General features: G+C 38.2%; 19 protein-coding genes. 9 read left to right on the top strand and 10 right to left on the bottom strand.

From position 1 onward, the window contains the following. Window positions 1–23 precede the first annotated feature (23 nt). Window positions 24–578 (top strand): LemA family protein, encoded by a 555-nt coding sequence (locus AC3ITD_RS19440; RefSeq protein WP_265797266.1) that lies wholly within the window; start codon window positions 24–26, stop codon window positions 576–578. Beyond that, the gene (locus tag AC3ITD_RS19435) at window positions 578–1,537 is read left to right on the top strand and encodes a DUF3137 domain-containing protein (RefSeq protein WP_489362250.1); all 960 of its coding nucleotides are present in this window, start codon (window positions 578–580) and stop codon (window positions 1,535–1,537) included. Before AC3ITD_RS19440 ends, AC3ITD_RS19435 begins: the two co-directional genes overlap by 1 nt. Here the strand turns inward: AC3ITD_RS19435 and AC3ITD_RS19430 are convergent. The 8 genes from AC3ITD_RS19430 to gltX form a co-directional block, all read right to left on the bottom strand. Next, window positions 1,534–1,899 (bottom strand): response regulator, encoded by a 366-nt coding sequence (locus AC3ITD_RS19430; protein WP_265797264.1) that lies wholly within the window; start codon window positions 1,897–1,899, stop codon window positions 1,534–1,536. The genes AC3ITD_RS19435 and AC3ITD_RS19430 overlap by 4 nt on opposite strands. A 26-nt stretch (window positions 1,900–1,925) precedes the next feature. Continuing rightward, a complete protein-coding gene (locus AC3ITD_RS19425) occupies window positions 1,926–2,510 on the bottom strand; it encodes a chemotaxis protein CheB (RefSeq protein WP_489362247.1) in 585 nt (194 codons plus the stop codon). After that, a complete protein-coding gene (locus AC3ITD_RS19420; protein WP_489362245.1) occupies window positions 2,495–3,313 on the bottom strand; it encodes a CheR family methyltransferase in 819 nt (272 codons plus the stop codon). The genes AC3ITD_RS19425 and AC3ITD_RS19420 overlap by 16 nt, the downstream gene beginning before the upstream one ends. Beyond that, complete coding sequence (locus tag AC3ITD_RS19415) at window positions 3,314–3,685, bottom strand: response regulator (RefSeq protein WP_265797261.1); 372 nt, start codon at window positions 3,683–3,685, stop codon at window positions 3,314–3,316. Window positions 3,686–3,702: 17 nt separating this feature from the next. Further along, window positions 3,703–7,284, bottom strand: coding sequence for a response regulator (locus AC3ITD_RS19410; RefSeq protein ID WP_489362242.1), 3,582 nt, complete (start codon window positions 7,282–7,284; stop codon window positions 3,703–3,705). Window positions 7,285–7,301: 17 nt separating this feature from the next. Further along, on the bottom strand, window positions 7,302–8,435 hold the full coding sequence (locus AC3ITD_RS19405; RefSeq protein ID WP_265797259.1) for an ATP-binding response regulator: 1,134 nt from the start codon (window positions 8,433–8,435) through the stop codon (window positions 7,302–7,304). A gap of 262 nt (window positions 8,436–8,697) precedes the next feature. Beyond that, window positions 8,698–9,534: a KPN_02809 family neutral zinc metallopeptidase gene (gene ypfJ, locus AC3ITD_RS19400; RefSeq protein ID WP_265797258.1), complete on the bottom strand. Its 837-nt coding sequence runs from the start codon at window positions 9,532–9,534 to the stop codon at window positions 8,698–8,700. Window positions 9,535–9,684: 150 nt separating this feature from the next. Next, entirely contained in the window at window positions 9,685–11,193 is a 1,509-nt protein-coding gene (gene gltX, locus AC3ITD_RS19395; protein WP_265797257.1) for a glutamate--tRNA ligase, read from the bottom strand. Window positions 11,194–11,329: 136 nt separating this feature from the next. Between gltX and AC3ITD_RS19390 the strand changes: the two genes are divergently transcribed. Genes AC3ITD_RS19390 through AC3ITD_RS19380 form a run of 3 tightly spaced genes read left to right on the top strand, consistent with a single transcriptional unit; the run spans window position 11,330 to window position 13,437 of the window. Beyond that, entirely contained in the window at window positions 11,330–12,535 is a 1,206-nt protein-coding gene (locus AC3ITD_RS19390; RefSeq protein ID WP_265797256.1) for a sensor histidine kinase, read from the top strand. Next, window positions 12,516–13,025: a DinB family protein gene (locus AC3ITD_RS19385; protein ID WP_265797255.1), complete on the top strand. Its 510-nt coding sequence runs from the start codon at window positions 12,516–12,518 to the stop codon at window positions 13,023–13,025. The genes AC3ITD_RS19390 and AC3ITD_RS19385 overlap by 20 nt, the downstream gene beginning before the upstream one ends. Then, window positions 13,012–13,437 carry a hotdog fold thioesterase gene (locus AC3ITD_RS19380; protein WP_489362239.1) on the top strand — a complete coding sequence of 142 codons (426 nt, stop codon included), beginning with the start codon at window positions 13,012–13,014 and terminating at the stop codon, window positions 13,435–13,437. The genes AC3ITD_RS19385 and AC3ITD_RS19380 overlap by 14 nt, the downstream gene beginning before the upstream one ends. A 263-nt stretch (window positions 13,438–13,700) precedes the next feature. Here the strand turns inward: AC3ITD_RS19380 and AC3ITD_RS19375 are convergent, their stop codons facing one another. Further along, window positions 13,701–14,066 carry a DUF6249 domain-containing protein gene (locus tag AC3ITD_RS19375; protein ID WP_489362237.1) on the bottom strand — a complete coding sequence of 122 codons (366 nt, stop codon included), beginning with the start codon at window positions 14,064–14,066 and terminating at the stop codon, window positions 13,701–13,703. Between the two features lie 135 nt (window positions 14,067–14,201). Here AC3ITD_RS19375 and AC3ITD_RS19370 point away from each other — a divergent pair, with 135 nt between their 5' ends. From AC3ITD_RS19370 to AC3ITD_RS19355, 4 genes are all read left to right on the top strand, one after another. Further along, complete coding sequence (locus AC3ITD_RS19370; RefSeq protein WP_489362235.1) at window positions 14,202–14,768, top strand: Crp/Fnr family transcriptional regulator; 567 nt, start codon at window positions 14,202–14,204, stop codon at window positions 14,766–14,768. Window positions 14,769–14,840: 72 nt separating this feature from the next. Further along, window positions 14,841–15,161 (top strand): DMT family transporter, encoded by a 321-nt coding sequence (locus AC3ITD_RS19365; RefSeq protein WP_489362233.1) that lies wholly within the window; start codon window positions 14,841–14,843, stop codon window positions 15,159–15,161. Between the two features lie 302 nt (window positions 15,162–15,463). Continuing rightward, the gene (locus AC3ITD_RS19360) at window positions 15,464–16,069 is read left to right on the top strand and encodes an RNA polymerase sigma factor (protein ID WP_489362231.1); all 606 of its coding nucleotides are present in this window, start codon (window positions 15,464–15,466) and stop codon (window positions 16,067–16,069) included. Further along, window positions 16,066–16,548, top strand: coding sequence for a hypothetical protein (locus AC3ITD_RS19355; RefSeq protein WP_489362229.1), 483 nt, complete (start codon window positions 16,066–16,068; stop codon window positions 16,546–16,548). The genes AC3ITD_RS19360 and AC3ITD_RS19355 overlap by 4 nt, the downstream gene beginning before the upstream one ends. 74 nt (window positions 16,549–16,622) lie before the next feature. Here AC3ITD_RS19355 and AC3ITD_RS19350 read toward each other — a convergent pair whose 3' ends face one another. Continuing rightward, a complete protein-coding gene (locus AC3ITD_RS19350) occupies window positions 16,623–17,150 on the bottom strand; it encodes an RBBP9/YdeN family alpha/beta hydrolase (RefSeq protein WP_489362227.1) in 528 nt (175 codons plus the stop codon). Window positions 17,151–17,231 lie beyond the last annotated feature (81 nt).

Raw genomic sequence — 17,231 nt, 5'->3', positions numbered from 1 at the left:
ATCTAAACCCAAAAAACTAAATCATGATTATCGCAATTATTCTCGTTATCTTAATCATTATCGGCATTTTCTTTTACAACTCACTAATCGGTAAAAAGAATCAGGTTACTAATGCTTTTTCAGCAATCGATGTAATGCTTAAAAAACGATTTGACCTGATTCCCAACCTAGTAGAGGTGGTAAAGCAATACACCAATTACGAGTCGGAAACCCTTTCTAAAATTGTAGAACTTAGGACTCGGGCTTCTGCCGGTAATATCAGCGATGCTGAAAAAGCACAAATTGACAGTCAGCTAAGTACAAGCGTGAAAGGATTGATGGTTAATGTAGAAAATTATCCTGATCTGAAGGCTAATACCAACTTTATTAATCTTCAAAGTACCTGGGCGGAAAGTGAAGAACAAATTGCTGCTGCCAGAAGATCTTATAATGCTGCTGTTACTGATTACAATAATTCCATTATGATGTTTCCAGGAAGTTTATTTGCCGGAATGTTAAACTTCCATCCAGTTCCGGTGCTTGAAACTGCTGTGGAAGAACGAAAAAATATCAGCGCAAAAGATTTATTTAACAATTAATGCAATTTTCTAGTTTAGCAGGAAATGTAGCCCTTCAAAACATTTTGGCTACCATGGAAGTGGAGCGCAAAAAAAATGCTTCCACCCAAAAAAAAGGTTACTATTTCATCGGAGGTGGCATTTTATTAGGCATAATTGGCTCGGTTTTAGGCTTTCCCATGCCATCGATAATCGCGGGTTTGGCTCCGGTTATTTACGGTGGAATTGTACTTTTTAAAATTAATGATGAATTACAGGCTTATAAACATACCTATAAACGTGATGTAATTAGTGAAGCACTTCGGTTTCTGGATTCGAGCCTGACTATTGCTCCTCAAAATGGAATTGTAGCACATGAGTTTATCCATTCTCAGCTTTTCACAACTGAACCCGATCGATACAAGACTGAAGATTTAGTAAGTGGAAGAACGGAGAAAACCGCCTTTTACTTTGCGGAAGTTCATGCTGAATACAAAACCGTTACACAAACCAAAAACGGAAGAAAAACAGAATGGCATGATATATTTAAAGGAATCATTTTTGTAGCCGATTTTAACAAAAACTTTAATGGCTCAACCATCGTTCGGCCTAAAGGTTTTGGTAGTGCAATCGGCGCATGGTTTTCTACAAATTTATTTTCTTTTAGTGATAAGGATGTGATCAAACTAGAAAATGTAGATTTCGACAAAACATTTATTACCTACGGCACCGATCAGGTTGAATCTCGTTATTTGTTAACACCAGCAATGATGGAACGCATTCTCAGACTGAATCATAATTCCAAATACTCCATCTCGCTGTCGTTTATTCAATCTAGAATATACATCGGTTTCCCCTTGGATCGAAACTATTTTGAGGCGCCCATCTTTAAATCTTTGCTTAATCCGGATTTACTAAATGAAGATATCTCTACTATCAAATTCATGTATGATATTGTAAAAGAGCTTGATTTGAATACGAGAATATGGGGTAAAAATTAACTCAAATATTTTTTTACAATCCCTTCTAAAGCTTCAATATCAAAAGGTTTGGAGAGATAGCTATCTGCACCCGCTTCATCAGCCAAGGCTGAGATATCGTTATTTGCCGAAAAATAAATCACAGGAATGTGTTTCAAATCAGGATTATTCTTGATGGCCTTAGTTGCCTGTATACCGCCTAAATCGGGAAGCCAATTGTCCATGAAAATAATATCTGGCATATAGGAAGCTACCTGGTTTTCGATATCATTTGCCGTTTCGGAAGTTTTAATTTCATAGCCCGCATCTTCCAAAATGAAAGTACAAAGATCTAAAATATCTCTGTTATCATCAAACACGAACACTTTTTTTGCATCAGCCATAAGTTATCTCCTAAAGGCAGTTAATTTTAATTATTTAGTTTGTTTATAAACGCAGCCATCTCAAAACTATTTAAAACAAGAGCTGTTTTTATCTCATTTAAGGCTTGCTGTGGCATATACGGCATTATAGCGGTATTCGGATTTTGGATAATCACTCTTCCACCCCATTTTTCAACTATCTTTAATCCTTCTACCCCATCAGCGTTTGATCCTGACAATAAAATGCATACCAGTTCATCTTTGAAAACTTCAGCTGCCGATTGAAAAGTAACGTCAATCGATGGTCGTGAATAGTTCACTTTTTCTGAATAATCTAAAGAAATCGTAATGTCTTCTTCAATTAACAGATGATAATCGCCAGGCGTAATGTATACGTTCCCTCTCAAAATTGGCTGCTTTTCTTCCGCCTCATTTACAATCAAATGGGTTCGGCTTTTCAATAAATCCGTTAGCAGTGAGTCGTTCCCCGATTTTCGGTGTGTGACCAAAATAATAGGAAAACTCAAATTACTTTTCAAATCAGGAAAAATTTCCAATAACACATCTAAACTGCCTGCAGATCCACCAATAACCAAAGCACTGCACTTTTCCTCTGCTATAGTTTGCGCCATATTTTTTCTAGTTTAACGCGTTTATACTCTTTTGCCTTGGGCCAAAAATCTAAACTCTCTTTACTGCCCAAAGCCAAATACCCCAGCTTTTCTAAACTATTATCAAAAAGTTGAAACACTTTATGCTGCAATTCCTTATCAAAATAAATCAGTACGTTTCTACACAAAATAAGCTGAAATTCATTAAACGAATGATCAGATACCAGATTATGTGTAGAAAAAATCATTTTACTGCTTAAAGATTCATCAAACTTTGCCAAAGAATAATTTGCGGTATAGTACGATGAAAAATCTTTGGTGCCATCAGAAGCCAAATAATTCTCCGAGTATCCCTTCAAATAATTCAATGGAAACATGCCTTTTTTGGCCTTTTCTAAAACTGAAGGATTGATATCGGTAGCATAGATCAGTGACTTCTGCAACAAATTTAATTCTTTAAGTAAGATTGCCAGCGAATAAGCTTCCTCTCCTGTGGAACAGCCCGCTACCCAGATTCTAATGAACGGATACGTGCCTAACACAGGTAACACATCATGTCTCAGCGATCTGTAAAAGCCTGGATCACGGAACATTTCAGTTACATTTACAGTAATCTCCTCTAAAAAACGTTTGAAATATTGCTTATTACTTTTAACCGCATACCTAAACTCGGCGAAGCTTACAAAGTTGTCAAGGGTATACAATCTGGTTATTCTACGCTTGATAGAGGCATGAGAATACTCCAAAAAATCGTAGCCATGAACTTCCAATACATCGCTTAATAATGCATCAATTTGTTCATTATCTATCGCCTCGCTGATCACTTATTGCGTTACTTTTTCTATTTGGGTTAATAATTCGTCTACGTTTATAGGTTTAGATATGTAGCCAGCTGCACCAGCAGCCAGGCACCTCTCTTTGTCGCCTACCATTGCCTGTGCGGTAACCGCTAAAACAGGTATATTTTGCATTTTATCTGATTTTTTGATCACAGAAATGGCCTGATAACCATCCATTTCTGGCATCATCATGTCCATTAATACAACAGCGACCTTTTCGTTTTCTTCCATAATGGAAAAACCTTCCTGGGCACTTGTGGCAGACAGACAATCGAAACCTTTGGCCTTTAAAACAGCTTTTAAAGCGAAAATGTTTCTATTATCATCATCAATAATGAGAATTAATTTCTGAGGCATATTTTATTTAAAAAGGTTTAAGCTTTGTGATGATTTTCGTATAACCAAACTCGTAAAAGAGATACTAACTGATCCATATCTACAGGTTTGCTTATATAGTCTGAAGCACCCGCAGCAATACATTTTTCTCTATCGCCCATCATGGCTTTCGCGGTAACCGCTAAAATTGGTAGATTACGGTATTTTATATCTTGCCGAATGGCCGTTGTAGTTTCGTAACCGTCTAACTCAGGCATCATCATATCCATTAAAACGACATCTACTTTGGGGTTTTCCTGAAGCAGCTTTAAGGCTTCTTTACCATCTATCGCCGCCAAAACTTTCATTTGATGTTGCTCCAGTACTTTTGTTAAAGAGAAAATGTTCCTCACATCATCATCAGCAACCAACACCGTTTTGTCTTTTAGTACATCCTGAAGTTCGGTAAATGCTTTTGGTGTTTTCGTTTTTTCGCGACTTTTTTCTTCCACCAAGTGCAAAAATAATCCTGCTTCATCTAAAATTCTTTGGTAAGAATGTGCCGTTTTCACCACGATCGAATCGGCATATTGCTTGATCCGATTTTCTTCACCCTTAGATAAGTTTTTGCCCGTAAAAATGATGATGGGTAAATTTTCCAATCCAGGTGTTTTCTTTACCACTTCCAGTGTATCATAGGCATGTTTATCAGGGATGCCCATATCCAAAATCACGCAGTTTACATCTGATTTGTGCAAGGCAGAAACTCCCTCGCTAACCTGGTTAACAATTTCCGTTTGGATACTAAAATTGCTTAAAAAGTAGCTTAGTGCTTTGGCATGTTGTTCATTTTCTTCCACAATTAACACTTTCTTTGGATGTCTGCTTAATGCATTCTCCAGCTTAGAAAATATCTCTTGCATGTGCTCGAAAGCGAAGGGCTTGTTAATAAAATCGACTGCACCTTTTAACAAACTTTCCTTTTTAACCTGCAGTGAGGACATAATATGCACGGGTATAGGCCTCGTTGTCGGGTCGGATTTTAACTCTTCCATTACTTGCCAACCATCTTTAACTGGCAGTTGAATATCCAATAAAATAGCTTGTGGCTTATACGCTTTTGCCATTTCAATTCCAACATCACCACGTACGGCCACTAATCCTTTATAGTTTCGCTTCCGGGTAAAATCAAGCAGGGTTTTAGCGAACGGCGTATCGTCTTCAACAATTAAAATCACCTTATCTTCAGGCGTAATATTATTCCGATCGTCCTCAATTTCCTGTGGAATATTACTTACCGTTAGATGCTGAATTTTCGGTAGTTCTGGCAAAACTGTAACAGGTTTTTTCCACTGATCTTTTAAAGCTTCAAAGCCCTTGTTCTTATCAATAGGTAAAACCAAAATGAATTCACTTCCTTCGTTTTCCTTACTTTTCAATTCAATGTAACCACCCAGAAGCTTAGCCAGTTCGCGACTAATGGATAAACCCAAACCCGTGCCTCCAAACTTACGTCGGGTAGAACCATCGGCTTGCTGAAAGGCTTCAAACACCATCCCTTGCTTTTCAGGCGCTATGCCCACACCAGTATCTTTAACCTTAAAAATAAGTGCGTTTAAATGTTCATCTTTTTCTATATTAAATTTAACCGAACCTATTGAAGTAAACTTTATTGCGTTTGATAATAAATTCTTTAAAATCTGCTCCAAACGCATTTTATCGGTATTGAAAAATTCGGGTAGATCGCTAGCCCTTTCAATAACAAGTTCTAAAGCTTTATCTTTTGCTAACGGATTAAACAGTGATTGCATGTTCTGTGCAATTTCCTCAATCTTCACATTTGAACGGTCGAGCTCCATTTTTCCGGCCTCGATTTTTGAAAGATCTAAAATTTCATCTATCAAACTCAATAAACCTTGTCCTGAGCTTTGGATTACAGAAGCATATTCCTGATGCTCTTTGTCCATGGCATCATTTTCTGCCATTAATCTCGACAATAATAGAATGGAGTTTAATGGCGTACGCAATTCATGGGACATATTTGCCAAAAACTCCGATTTATACCTTGTGCTCAATTCTAAAGCCTCGGCCTTTTGCTGAATTTCTACATTCCTCTCTTCAATCAGTTCATTTTTCTCTTCCAGTAAACTGCTCCGTTCTTCTAATTCCTGGTTGCTTTGGAGCAATTCTTCTTGTTGTACCCTAAGTTCCTCTTCTGATGCCTGAAGCTTCTGTGCCTGTGCTTCCAATTCAGCATTCATACCTTCCAACTCCCCGTGCTGAACTTGCAACTCTTCAGATTGAGCCTGGGTTTCTTCTAACAATTGCTGTAATTTTTGTCTGTTTTGAGCACCCAATAATGCAGTACCAATATCCGAAAGTACTGAGTTTAAAAATTGCAGTTGCAAATTGCTAAATGCTGTAATGGTACCCAACTCTAATCCACCTATTGAAATTCCATTTCTAATAATAGGCAACACCAACAATTGTGCGGGTTTAATATTTCCTGTCGCGTGTGTAATGGTTAATTCACTTTGTGGTACATCTTCCAACAAAATGCTTTTGCCCGATTTTACAGCTTGTCCGATCAACCCTTGTCCAAGCTCTAAAACTTCTATAAGGTTTTGTCCTTCTAAAGCGTATTTTCCTTTTAGATGAAGATAACCATCATCTTTGAACAAATAAATTGCACCGATTTGGCTTTTAGTGTAAGTAGCCAATAACTCAATAATATCATCAGCCAAATGAAAAACATCCTTTTCACCAACCATTTTAACATTTAAGTTAGCTACACCAGTTTGCAACCATTCATTTTCTGCGAGCGTATCGAACGATTTTTTCAGCGATGAGGACATGGTATTTAGCGATTCGGAGAGTTCTCCAATATCATCCTGGCTTTGGCTATCAAGCTTAACACCATAATTGCCGTTTGATATTTGGGATGCAATTTCTTTGATAGCTGCAATACGTTTCTCCATTTCGTACTTTTTGCTTTCAATTTCTTCCTGCAACTTTACTCGCTCATCAAAATCAACTGATACTTTTCTATAGAAAAATAAAGTAATTAAAATGGCCAAGGCAGCGGCTATCAAAATTAAAATAGGAGTGTAAGAAGTGAGTTTATTGAGTTCTACAGTGCGTTCCTCTAGTAATCTGCGTTCTTCTTTAACCATGGCGTTCACAGTTTCCCGTGCCTCATCCATGTATACTTTTCCTTGAAACAATACCGTTGGATCTACCGCTCCACCAAGCTCCTTAATCTCAATAGTGGATTTAATAATCCCCATTCTTTTAGTTAAAATATTGCGAAGTCCGGCAACATTTTTCTGCTGTAAAGGGTTATCTTCAGTTGCTTTCTCTACCTTTTTCAGTATCGCCGCTGCAGAATCGCTGGCACCATAATAAGGTGTTAAAAAAACCTTATTCCCTGTAAGTAAATATCCTCTTTGCCCAGTTTCAGCATCTTTTAGGTAAGAGATAATGTTTTCAGCATCCAATATTACCTGATCGCTATGTTTCACCAACTCCGTACTTTTTATCAGGTTGCTGATGCTTACATAGGAAGCCAAAGAACTGATAAAAAGAATAATAAGCGATAAGCCCAGACCTAAACGTAAATTATTTTTAAGGGTAGTTTTCATTCTATATTTGGAGATGATTAGATTTGATTTTGCAGGATTTCTTCTTCTGTTATTGGAATAATGAAATAGAACTCGGAGCCTTCATCTGGCACGCTATTTACCCCAATAGTACCGCCATGACGTTTAATTATTTCTGCACAAATGTACAGACCAATACCTAAGCCGTTAAACCGATGGCTATTTTCTTCAACCCGGTAAAATTTATCAAATATTTTGTCCTGCTGCTCACTGGAAATGCCTATTCCAAAATCTTTAACTGCCAGGTAAAGCTTCCCGTCGCTAATATTGATCGTTACGTTTACCTGGTTAGTACCTGGCGCGTATTTAATGGCGTTGGTTATAAAATTGATGACTACCTGTTCCAACCGCATTTCATCGCCAAAAATATTTTCGCTGGTTTGGCCAAGCTTGGTAATTTTAAAATCCGGATTAGATTGTTGCAACATTTCAATGGCATTGTTAACCATGTTATCGGCACAGAAGGTTTGCATATTAAACTTCATCTTGCCACTTTCAATCTTCGAAATATCCAATAAATCAACGATCAATTCGTTAAGTTTTTCAAGCTGAACACTGGCTTTTTCCAAGTGGTTTTGAGCCATTTCTTTGTTGTCCTTATTCAAGCTCCGTTGCAATAGTTGGATATAACCTTTCACGCTTGTGAGTGGGGTTTTCAACTCATGGCTGGCAATACTGATAAATTCGTCCTTTTTCTGTTCGGCCTGTTTTCTAAATTCTATCTCTTTTAATAACTCTTCTTGAACCTCATTGAGCTTTCTACTTTGCTCATAAATGCGGTAAAAAGTCTTTATTTTAAGTAAAAGGATATTGATATCAACAGGCTTGATGATATAATCTAATCCCCCACTTAAATATCCTTTGGTTATAAATTTAAGTTCGGTGTTTACTGCCGATAGAAAAATGATTGCAGTGTCTTTTGCCTTGCTAAATCCCGAAATGGCTTCGGCGACTTCAAAACCGTCCATATCTGGCATTTGAACATCCAGAATGATGAGCACATAATTATTTTTTAAAACCTTTTTTAACGCTTCCTCTCCAGATGATGCCGTGTCTACCTCAAAATTATGAGCCTGTAGTACTTTCTGTAACGAAATGAGGTTTTCTGGTCTGTCATCAACTATAAGGATCATCTTTATTAAAACAAATAGGAAGCTAGGATAATTATGTTTGGTTTGGAGACAGCATCTCCTTAACTAGGGACAAACAACAAAGTTTTAAAAAGGTTTTGGGTTTTTAAAATTTTTTTTCGAAAAGGTTTTAAACTACTACAATTAACACTTAGTCCTGCTCTCCATTTCAAGTCCCGGTTGAAAAAACCGGGATCTTTTTATTATGATCAGGTTTAGGTGGGCCAATAATTTCAGCTATTAAACTTTCCTTTATCAATAACCTCTAGAGCTGATTAAAAGTATCGCCCTGGTTAAAATCGCCTGTTTCGAAACCTTTTTTAAACCAAAACATACGTTGTTGTGAAGTACCATGAGTAAAAGAATCTGGCTGAACATCTCCAGTGGCTTGCTTCTGTAATTTATCGTCGCCGATAGCATTTGCTGCTGTAAGGGCTTCTTCAATATCACCTTCTTCAAGCTTAAAATCTTTAAGGTTTTGAGCATGATGTGCCCATAATCCAGCAAAGAAATCGGCCTGTAATTCTAATTTTACTGATAAACGGTTATATTCTTTCTCGCTAACCTGACCGCGGGCTTCATCAAGCTTTGCAGAAATGCCCAGCAAATTTTGAACGTGATGGCCAACCTCATGTGCAATTACATAAGCTTGAGCGAAATCGCCAGCAGCACCAAAACGGTTTTTTAAATCATCATAAAATGATAAATCGATGTACACTTTCTGATCGCCGGGGCAGTAAAACGGACCCACGTTCGAACTTGCATTTCCACATGCAGTTTGAACGCCATCTCTAAACAACCTCAGCTTTGGATATTCGTATTGTTTTCCCATGGCCTGAAATTCTTTATCCCATACCTGCTCGGTAGATTCTAACACGCCAGAAACGAAAACCGCCTGTGGATCATTTGCCGGAACGCCTTGCTTAACTTCTTCTGTACCTTGTGAAGTTGGAAGCTGGCTCACTACACCACTTAAGTCCTTCCCGAAAATTAAACCGAGTATAACTACAACGATACCGATACCTCCGCCAAGAATGGTTTTACCACCACCTCCGCTTCTACCATCTTCCATGTTGCTGCTACCTTTTCCGAACCACTGCATATTTTTAAATTTTTGATTTTATGAATAACCTTAAACCATAGTTAATTGTTAGACTAAAGTAGAAATTATTTTCCTGATTTATTCTTTTAGGTTTTGATGGAATAAAAAAGCCAGAAATTTCTCCCTGGCTTACACATCGTATCTTTTAATCTAGTTACTAAACACTGCAATTGCTTTTGCAATTCTAGCCTTAGTTTCTTCTACACCCAACAGTACAGCAATATCAAAAACACCAGGACCAAACTTACCACCAACCAACATTACACGGAATGGCAACATCAGTTCGCCAGGCTTAAAACCTTTTTCTTCAGCCAATGCTTTAAAAGCTACTTCTTCACTAGCAGCATCAGTTAAAGCCAGTTTTTCTGCAAAAGCATTAAAGAATTCAGCTTTTTCTGGAGTCCATTTTGGTTTAACTGCTTGCTCATCGTATTGGCTCGGGGCAGCAAAAAAATATCCGCTTTGCGCCACAAAATCAGGCAACAGTGTACAACGATCTTTAATTAAATCGATAATCGTATTTAAAAAATGATCATCCTGAACTTCAATGCCCGCTTTTTGCAGCTCAGCTTTAACTGGTAACTGTAAACTGGCCACAGGCGACTGCTTGATCCATTCGTGATTGTACCATTTGGCCTTTTCGAAATCGAACTTCGCTCCTGCTTTACTTATTCTCTCTATCGAAAATTTTTCTTCCAATTCTTTTAACGAGAAAAGCTCCTGATCTGTGCCGTCATTCCAGCCTAATAAAGCCAGCATATTAACGAAAGCCTCTGGCAGGAAACCCATCTCTTTAAAACCTTTGGTTACATCGCCAGTTTTAGGGTCCGTCCAGTTCATAGCATACACCGGGAAACCTAAACGGTCGCCATCGCGTTTGCTTAATTTTCCATGTCCATCTGGCTTAAGGATTAAAGGTAAATGGGCCCAAGCTGGCATATCAGCTTCCCAACCTAAATATTTCCACAGCAAAATATGAATTGGTGCCGATGGTAACCATTCTTCGCCACGAAAAGCGTGAGAAATTTCCATCGCTTTATCATCTACCACAACCGCCAAATGATACGTCGGCATACCATCTGCTTTTAATAAAACTTTATCATCAACCAATGAAGTTTCAAAACTTACATCACCCCGAATTAAATCATTAAAATGAACAATTTCATCTTCAGGCACTTTTAGTCTAATCACATGAGGCGTTTTTGAAGCCAATAGATCTTCAACCTCACTAATGGTTAAGGTTAATGAATTGCGCATTTGCATCCGGGTAGCCTGCCCATATTGGAAGTTTAGAAGCTCTTTCCGTTTCGCCTCCAGTTCTTCAGGAGTATCAAAGGCGTAATAGGCATAGCCATCGCTAATTAATTGTTCGGCAAACTTTCTATAGCTTGGTTTGCGCTCGCTCTGGCGGTAAGGTCCATAAACTCCAGGATTCTGCGGACTTTCATCTGGAGCAATGCCACACCAGTTTAAACAATCAACGATATACTGTTCTGCACCTTCTACAAAACGATTCTGATCGGTATCTTCTACCCGAAGCACGAAGGTTCCATGATTCTTTTTTGCGAACAAATAATTAAACAACGCCGTACGTACACCGCCTAAATGCAGTCCTCCGGTTGGGCTTGGGGCAAATCTAACTCTAACTTTCTTATCCATCATTGGCTTGTTGAGCGGTTGGCGTTAAGCGATTAGCGGTTCAAACGCTTATCGCCATACGCAAAACGCATGACGGTACAAAGATACAGTTTTTGCGAATTTTTCGTTTTGTTATTGTAATTTGCCCATCTAAAGCATGAACCCTTATCAAAAGAAACGCCGCTGGAAGTTTTTCCTCCTCATATTTGCCATTCTAATCGGCATTGCTTCAGTGTTTTACACCGATTCTTTTGTGAAAAAAATGGAACGTGAGGAAGCAAATCAGTTTCAACTTTGGGTGAAGGTTACTGAGCGGTCAATGTTACTCATGGATAATGATGACTTTAGAGTTGTTGTGGAAAGCGTAAGAAACAATAATAAATTACCTGTGATCGTAGCCGATTCTGCTGATTTTATCTCTGCTTATTTCGGACTTGATAGCACCAAAACCTTTTATCCTGGTAATGATAAACTGGTTTACGATAGTTTATATTTTGTAAGACAATTGGCTCAAATGAAACGTCAGCATAAGCCAGAGACCATGAATATTTTTGGAGACAAAAAGTTGGTTTACTACAAAGATTCATTTATCCTCACACAGCTTCGATATTTCCCTTACATCCAAATGGGTGTAATTTTTCTTTTCCTGTTAACCGCTTATACCGCCTTTAGCTCTGCCCGAAAAGACGAGCAAGATCATGTTTGGGTAGGCTTAGCAAAGGAAACTGCTCACCAGCTCGGCACCCCCATATCCTCGCTCATGGCATGGGTCGAATTAATGAAATCCAAATTTGATGCAGAAGACGACCCGCTCATTGCTGAGATGGAAAATGATATCAAACGACTGGAAATTATTACCGACCGTTTCTCTAAGATTGGATCGAAACCTATACTGGAGGATCATACTGTTTACATCGTAATCAGCGACTTTATCAGGTATTTCAAAGTCAGGACATCCGATAAAGTGAAATTTAGTATTACCGGCGACGAACAGGTAAGAGCCTTATTGAATGTGCCACTGTTTGATTGGGTGATTGAAAACCTCTTGAAAAATGCAGCTAATGCCATTGAAAATGAAGGATCGATTTCGGTAAATATAATCGAGAACCTGGCAAAAGAACAGGTTTTTATCGATGTTACGGATAGTGGAAAAGGTATTCCACGGTCGAAATTTGATGCCGTTTTCCAACCGGGTTATACCACTCGTAAACGTGGCTGGGGACTTGGTTTATCACTTACTAAAAGGATTGTTGAGAATTACCATAGCGGCGAAATTTTTGTAAAAGAATCTGAGCTCGGCAAAGGAACAACCTTCAGAATTATTTTAAAAAGCAGCTTAAGATATGAACCGACCACAACCTAACGAATACCCTGCCTGGGGCGAAACCTATATCAGCAAAGTGAATGGCGATATTATTGACGTTTTAGAAGAACAGGTTTTCACCATACCAGCTTTGTTCGAAAGAAATAAAAACAACGAAAATTTTGCTTACGCCGATGGCAAGTGGACGGTAAAAGAAATGCTTGGCCATATTATAGATTGCGAAAGGATTTTTGTTTACCGGATGACCGCTTTCGCCAGAAATGAAGCGCAGCAATTACCGGGTTTTGACGAAGATGAATACGTAGCAAATGCCCGCTTCGATGAACGCAACTATGAAGACATGATCGAAGAGTTTTCTGCTTTAAGAAAAGCGAACCTTTACTTTTTCAAAAGCTTAAACGATACAGAATTGAACAGAAAGGGAATTGCCTCAACCAGAGAAATCAGTGTAAAATCGATCTTATTTATAGCTGCCGGTCATATTATTCATCATGTTGGAGTTTTAGCAGAACGTTATGAAGTGGTTTAGAGATTTTACCGTTGAGGAACTGAATGGCCGACCAAAAAACCATATTGGTGCATTGTTGGGTATCGAATTTACCAAAATTGGTGATGATTTTATCGAGGGGACGATGCCTGTTGATGAACGCACACACCAGCCTGCAGGAATTTTACATGGTGGAGCATCGGTTGTTTTGGCAGAAACATTAGGAAGTATCGCATCTTACATGCTTATTGATCCTGAAAAGTACGTTGCCGTGGGGTTAGAGGTAAATGCAAATCACTTGCGCCCTGTAAAAAGCGGTTTGGTTAAAGGTATGTGTACGCCCATTCATATTGGTGCCAAAACCCATATTTGGGATATTAAGCTTTTTAACGATCGCGGCAAAATGAGCTGTATCAGCAGACTCACTGTTGCGGTAATAAATAAACCAACTTAGTTAATCAGTTTCCTGTAGGTAATTATTAGGCGAACCGTTTGCAAAAGATGCAATTTATGTTTGCTATAAACAGATTGATAATAATTTCTCGTGGATTCTTGCAGAAAAAAATCTGTGAACGTCAGCGTAATCTGCGGGAGAAAAATATGCGTAGAAGATCAAGAAAATATTCAAAAAAAAGCTCCCGCTGATCTCACAGATTCACGCAGAACAAAATTTGCAAAATTCAGCGTATCTGCGGGAGAAAAACTTTTAGCAATAAATTACTTAGAAGCTTCCTGATCTAACCATTTCTTCTCGATGACGTATGAAATGATTAAACCTAAGCCGCCGAAGATTCCGATGCAGCCAAAATAAACGGCCACCGACTGGCTGATTTCACCATTTGTCATATCGCTGCCGAAAACGCCTCTAACGGTAAATAAAGCAACTAATAATCCTACACCTAAACCCATAAAAAGCAAACCAAATTTTAAACTCAAAAATGGTTTTGGGGTGGCTCGTTGTACGCCTGGATCGATTCCTCTTTCGATCATGGCCATTTTTTCTTTGTTTGATAAATAGCGGATTCCGAATATCATCGCGAATGCGCCTAAAAAAAGTGAAATTGGAACTAATATACCTAGCATGGTGTTGTATTTTAAATGTTAATAATTTATTTATCTTTTACTGAACCGTGTTCTGTGCATTATGACTACATAAATTTTAATCAGGTTACAGGCTTGCCCAAAAAAAATTATAGCTTTATTTAATTACTTCACGATTTGCAAGAGAAATTAAAAAATATCAAATTATTTAGTGTACTAGGCGATGATGCTTTATCCTTGCTGGCTAATTATTTCAAGGTAGTCAATCATAAAAAAGGCACTATTTTAATCCACGCAGAAAAAGTTGAACCTTATTTTTACATTTTAGAAACTGGAATTGCCAGAGCATATTCTGATGGGGAAAACCAACAAATCACTTTCTGGTTTGGGCAAGCTGGTGATGTGTTGCTTTCGTATAATAGTTACATTAACAATAAACCTGGCTATGAAAATATCGAACTTTTAGAGGATTCGGTTTTATATCAAATTCATCTCCACGATTTATTTGAGCTTTATAACCAACATTTAGCGCTTGCTAATTGGGGTAGAAAAATTGCTGAAAGAGAATTAATTGCCACCGAGAAAAGATTAATCGACCGGTCGTTTAAAGATGCCAAAGAAAGATATCGGGATTTTATTGTTCAATCTCCAAATCTGATTAAAAGAGTAGCCTTGAAATATATTGCTTCTTATTTAGGCGTAACGCAGGTTACCTTAAGCAGAATTAGATCGGCCTGCAAATAAATCTATTTTTTAACATTTGTAAAATGTGGGCGAAGCAAGGTATTGTACTTTTGCCGAAACAATCATTACGTTATGAACTGGATCATTTTAATTATTGCCGGCCTTTTCGAAGTTGGCTTTACTACCTGCCTAAAGCTCTCTAATAATTTCTCGAATATTAAATGGAGTATCGCTTTTTTCGTTTGTATTTCTTTAAGTTTTGTTTTACTTAATAAGGCCACTCAAACGCTACCTATGGGTACCGCATATGCCGTGTGGACTGGGATCGGCGCTGTTGGAACGGTACTTATCGGCATTATTTATTTCAATGAGCCTGCAACCTTCTGGCGGATATTCTTCATTTGTACCTTAATTGGATCTATCGCAGGGTTGAAGTTTTTTGCATCGCACTAAGTGGGTACGGGTTACCTGTTAAAGGTTACCGGGCTGGGTGGTTATGCGTTCAAAGTTGAATGTTAAAAGTTAAAAGGCTGGGTGTATACCTGGGTCGTTAGGCGTTGAGAGTTGAATGTTAAGGGGCTGGATACATAGTTGAGTGGCTATGCGTTGAGGTTTGAATGTTAAAAGTTACAAGGCTGTATGCAAAGACTTTTATAAACGATAGCCATTGCGCCCAACTTGCAACCCGTAACACATAACCGGTAACTGGCAACTGATAACTCATAACTTTTTCTAATCCCTGTAACCTCGCCATCATGAATGTAGTCTTACATTCAAATATGGAGCAAACACTTACAGATTTGGTGCTGATTCAAAATGTGTTGAACGGAGATTCTGCTCAATATGCTTTGTTGGTAAAACGGTATCAACGATTTGTGTTTACGCTTGCTTTACGATTTGCAAAAAACAGGGAAGATGCAGAAGAAATTGCCCAAGATTGTTTTATTAAAGCCTATAAAGCACTGGGAACCTTTAAGCAAACAGCAAAATTTAGCACCTGGCTGTACACCATTACTTATACAACAACCATGACTTTCTTGCGCAAAAAGCGATTGGACACTTCTTCGATTAACGATGAAGAAACTTTTTTGCAATTGGAAAACCATATCTCGAGCTTCAATTCAAATGGATACGAAAAGCAAGACAGTCATAAATTTTTGAACCAGGCCATACAGTTGCTGTTGCCAGATGACGCGGCAATTATAACGATGTTTTACCAGGGAGAACAAAGTCTGGAGGAGATTGGCGAAGCTTTACATATGGAGGCCAATACAATCAAAGTGAAATTGCATCGGGCGAGGCAAAGGCTAAAAGAAAAATTACAATATTTGTTACATGATGAGGTAAAGGAGTTACTATGAACACAATAGAACAACAGCTTTGGGATTACATTGATGGGAATTTGGATGCTACCGAAGAAAAATCGATCGAAGAAAAAATTAGAACAAATGCCGAAATCAAACTTCAATATGAAGAATTATTAAGTTTGAATATAGCTTTTGGTAAAATTGAGCTTGACGAACCTTCGATGTCGTTTACCAGAAATGTGATCGAAAGTATATCCTTAGCGCCGTCTCCGGTTGCCTTAAAAACGAAAGTGAACACCCGTATTATTTACGGCATTGGGGGGTTCTTTATTTTATCTTTGGTGGCGCTTTTTGGCTATGCCCTTTTTAACCTAGATTTTAAAACTACTGACTTCGACTTGAAATTAAATGCTGATTTTAACTGGGAGAAGTACATCAGTCCAACAGTACTTTATATTTTTCTCTTTGCTGATTTAGTTATCGGGTTGATTTTTATAGATTATTTGTTGAGGAAAAAGATGACTCATAAATAAATCTGCTTCGCAGAAATCGAATGTTCTACGCAGCAATATGCTGGCTGGATCTGTATAAATCTGCGAGAGCTCCGTTAGGCTAATCTTTTCAAAATTTCTAGTCCTTCGGGCCATTCGCCAAAGCCAGAAACCGCATTGATATGACCCGCTTCTCCGATATTGATAAATTCGCTTGCCCAATGCGCCGCAAAAAACTGAGCCCTTTCCAGGCTTACCCATTCATCATTTGAACTGGCCACCACAATGGTTTTGAAATTTATTTTATCTAACGGAACACGATCGAAACCTACCGTTGGGAAATTGTAGCGTGGAGCCTCAAGATCGCTCGGTGCAACCAGCAAAGCTCCTTTAATTACTTTTTTATATTTCTTGGCCCAATTGGCAATGGCAGTACAACCGAGGCTATGTCCGATCAAAATCACTGTAGATAAATCGTATTCTGATAGCGTTGATTCAATTTTTTCAATCCAGTCTTTCGAAGCCGGCGCATCCCATTCTTCCTGGTTAATCCGACAAAAATTATTGCCCGAATTTTCGAAATGTGTTTGCCAGTGGTCAGGGCCAGAATTGCTCAAACCAGGGATATTGAAGTAATTCGTCATAATGGAGATTAGTCAGAGAGAAATCCTAAATTTTCAAAATAAAAAAAGCCCCGATTTATGCAATCGGGGCTTCAATGTAAA

The sequence above is a fragment of the Pedobacter sp. KH_004 genome (assembly GCF_057840755.1).
The sequence above is the reverse complement of the archived record's forward strand: the minus strand, read 5'-3'. Positions and strand labels throughout refer to the sequence as shown.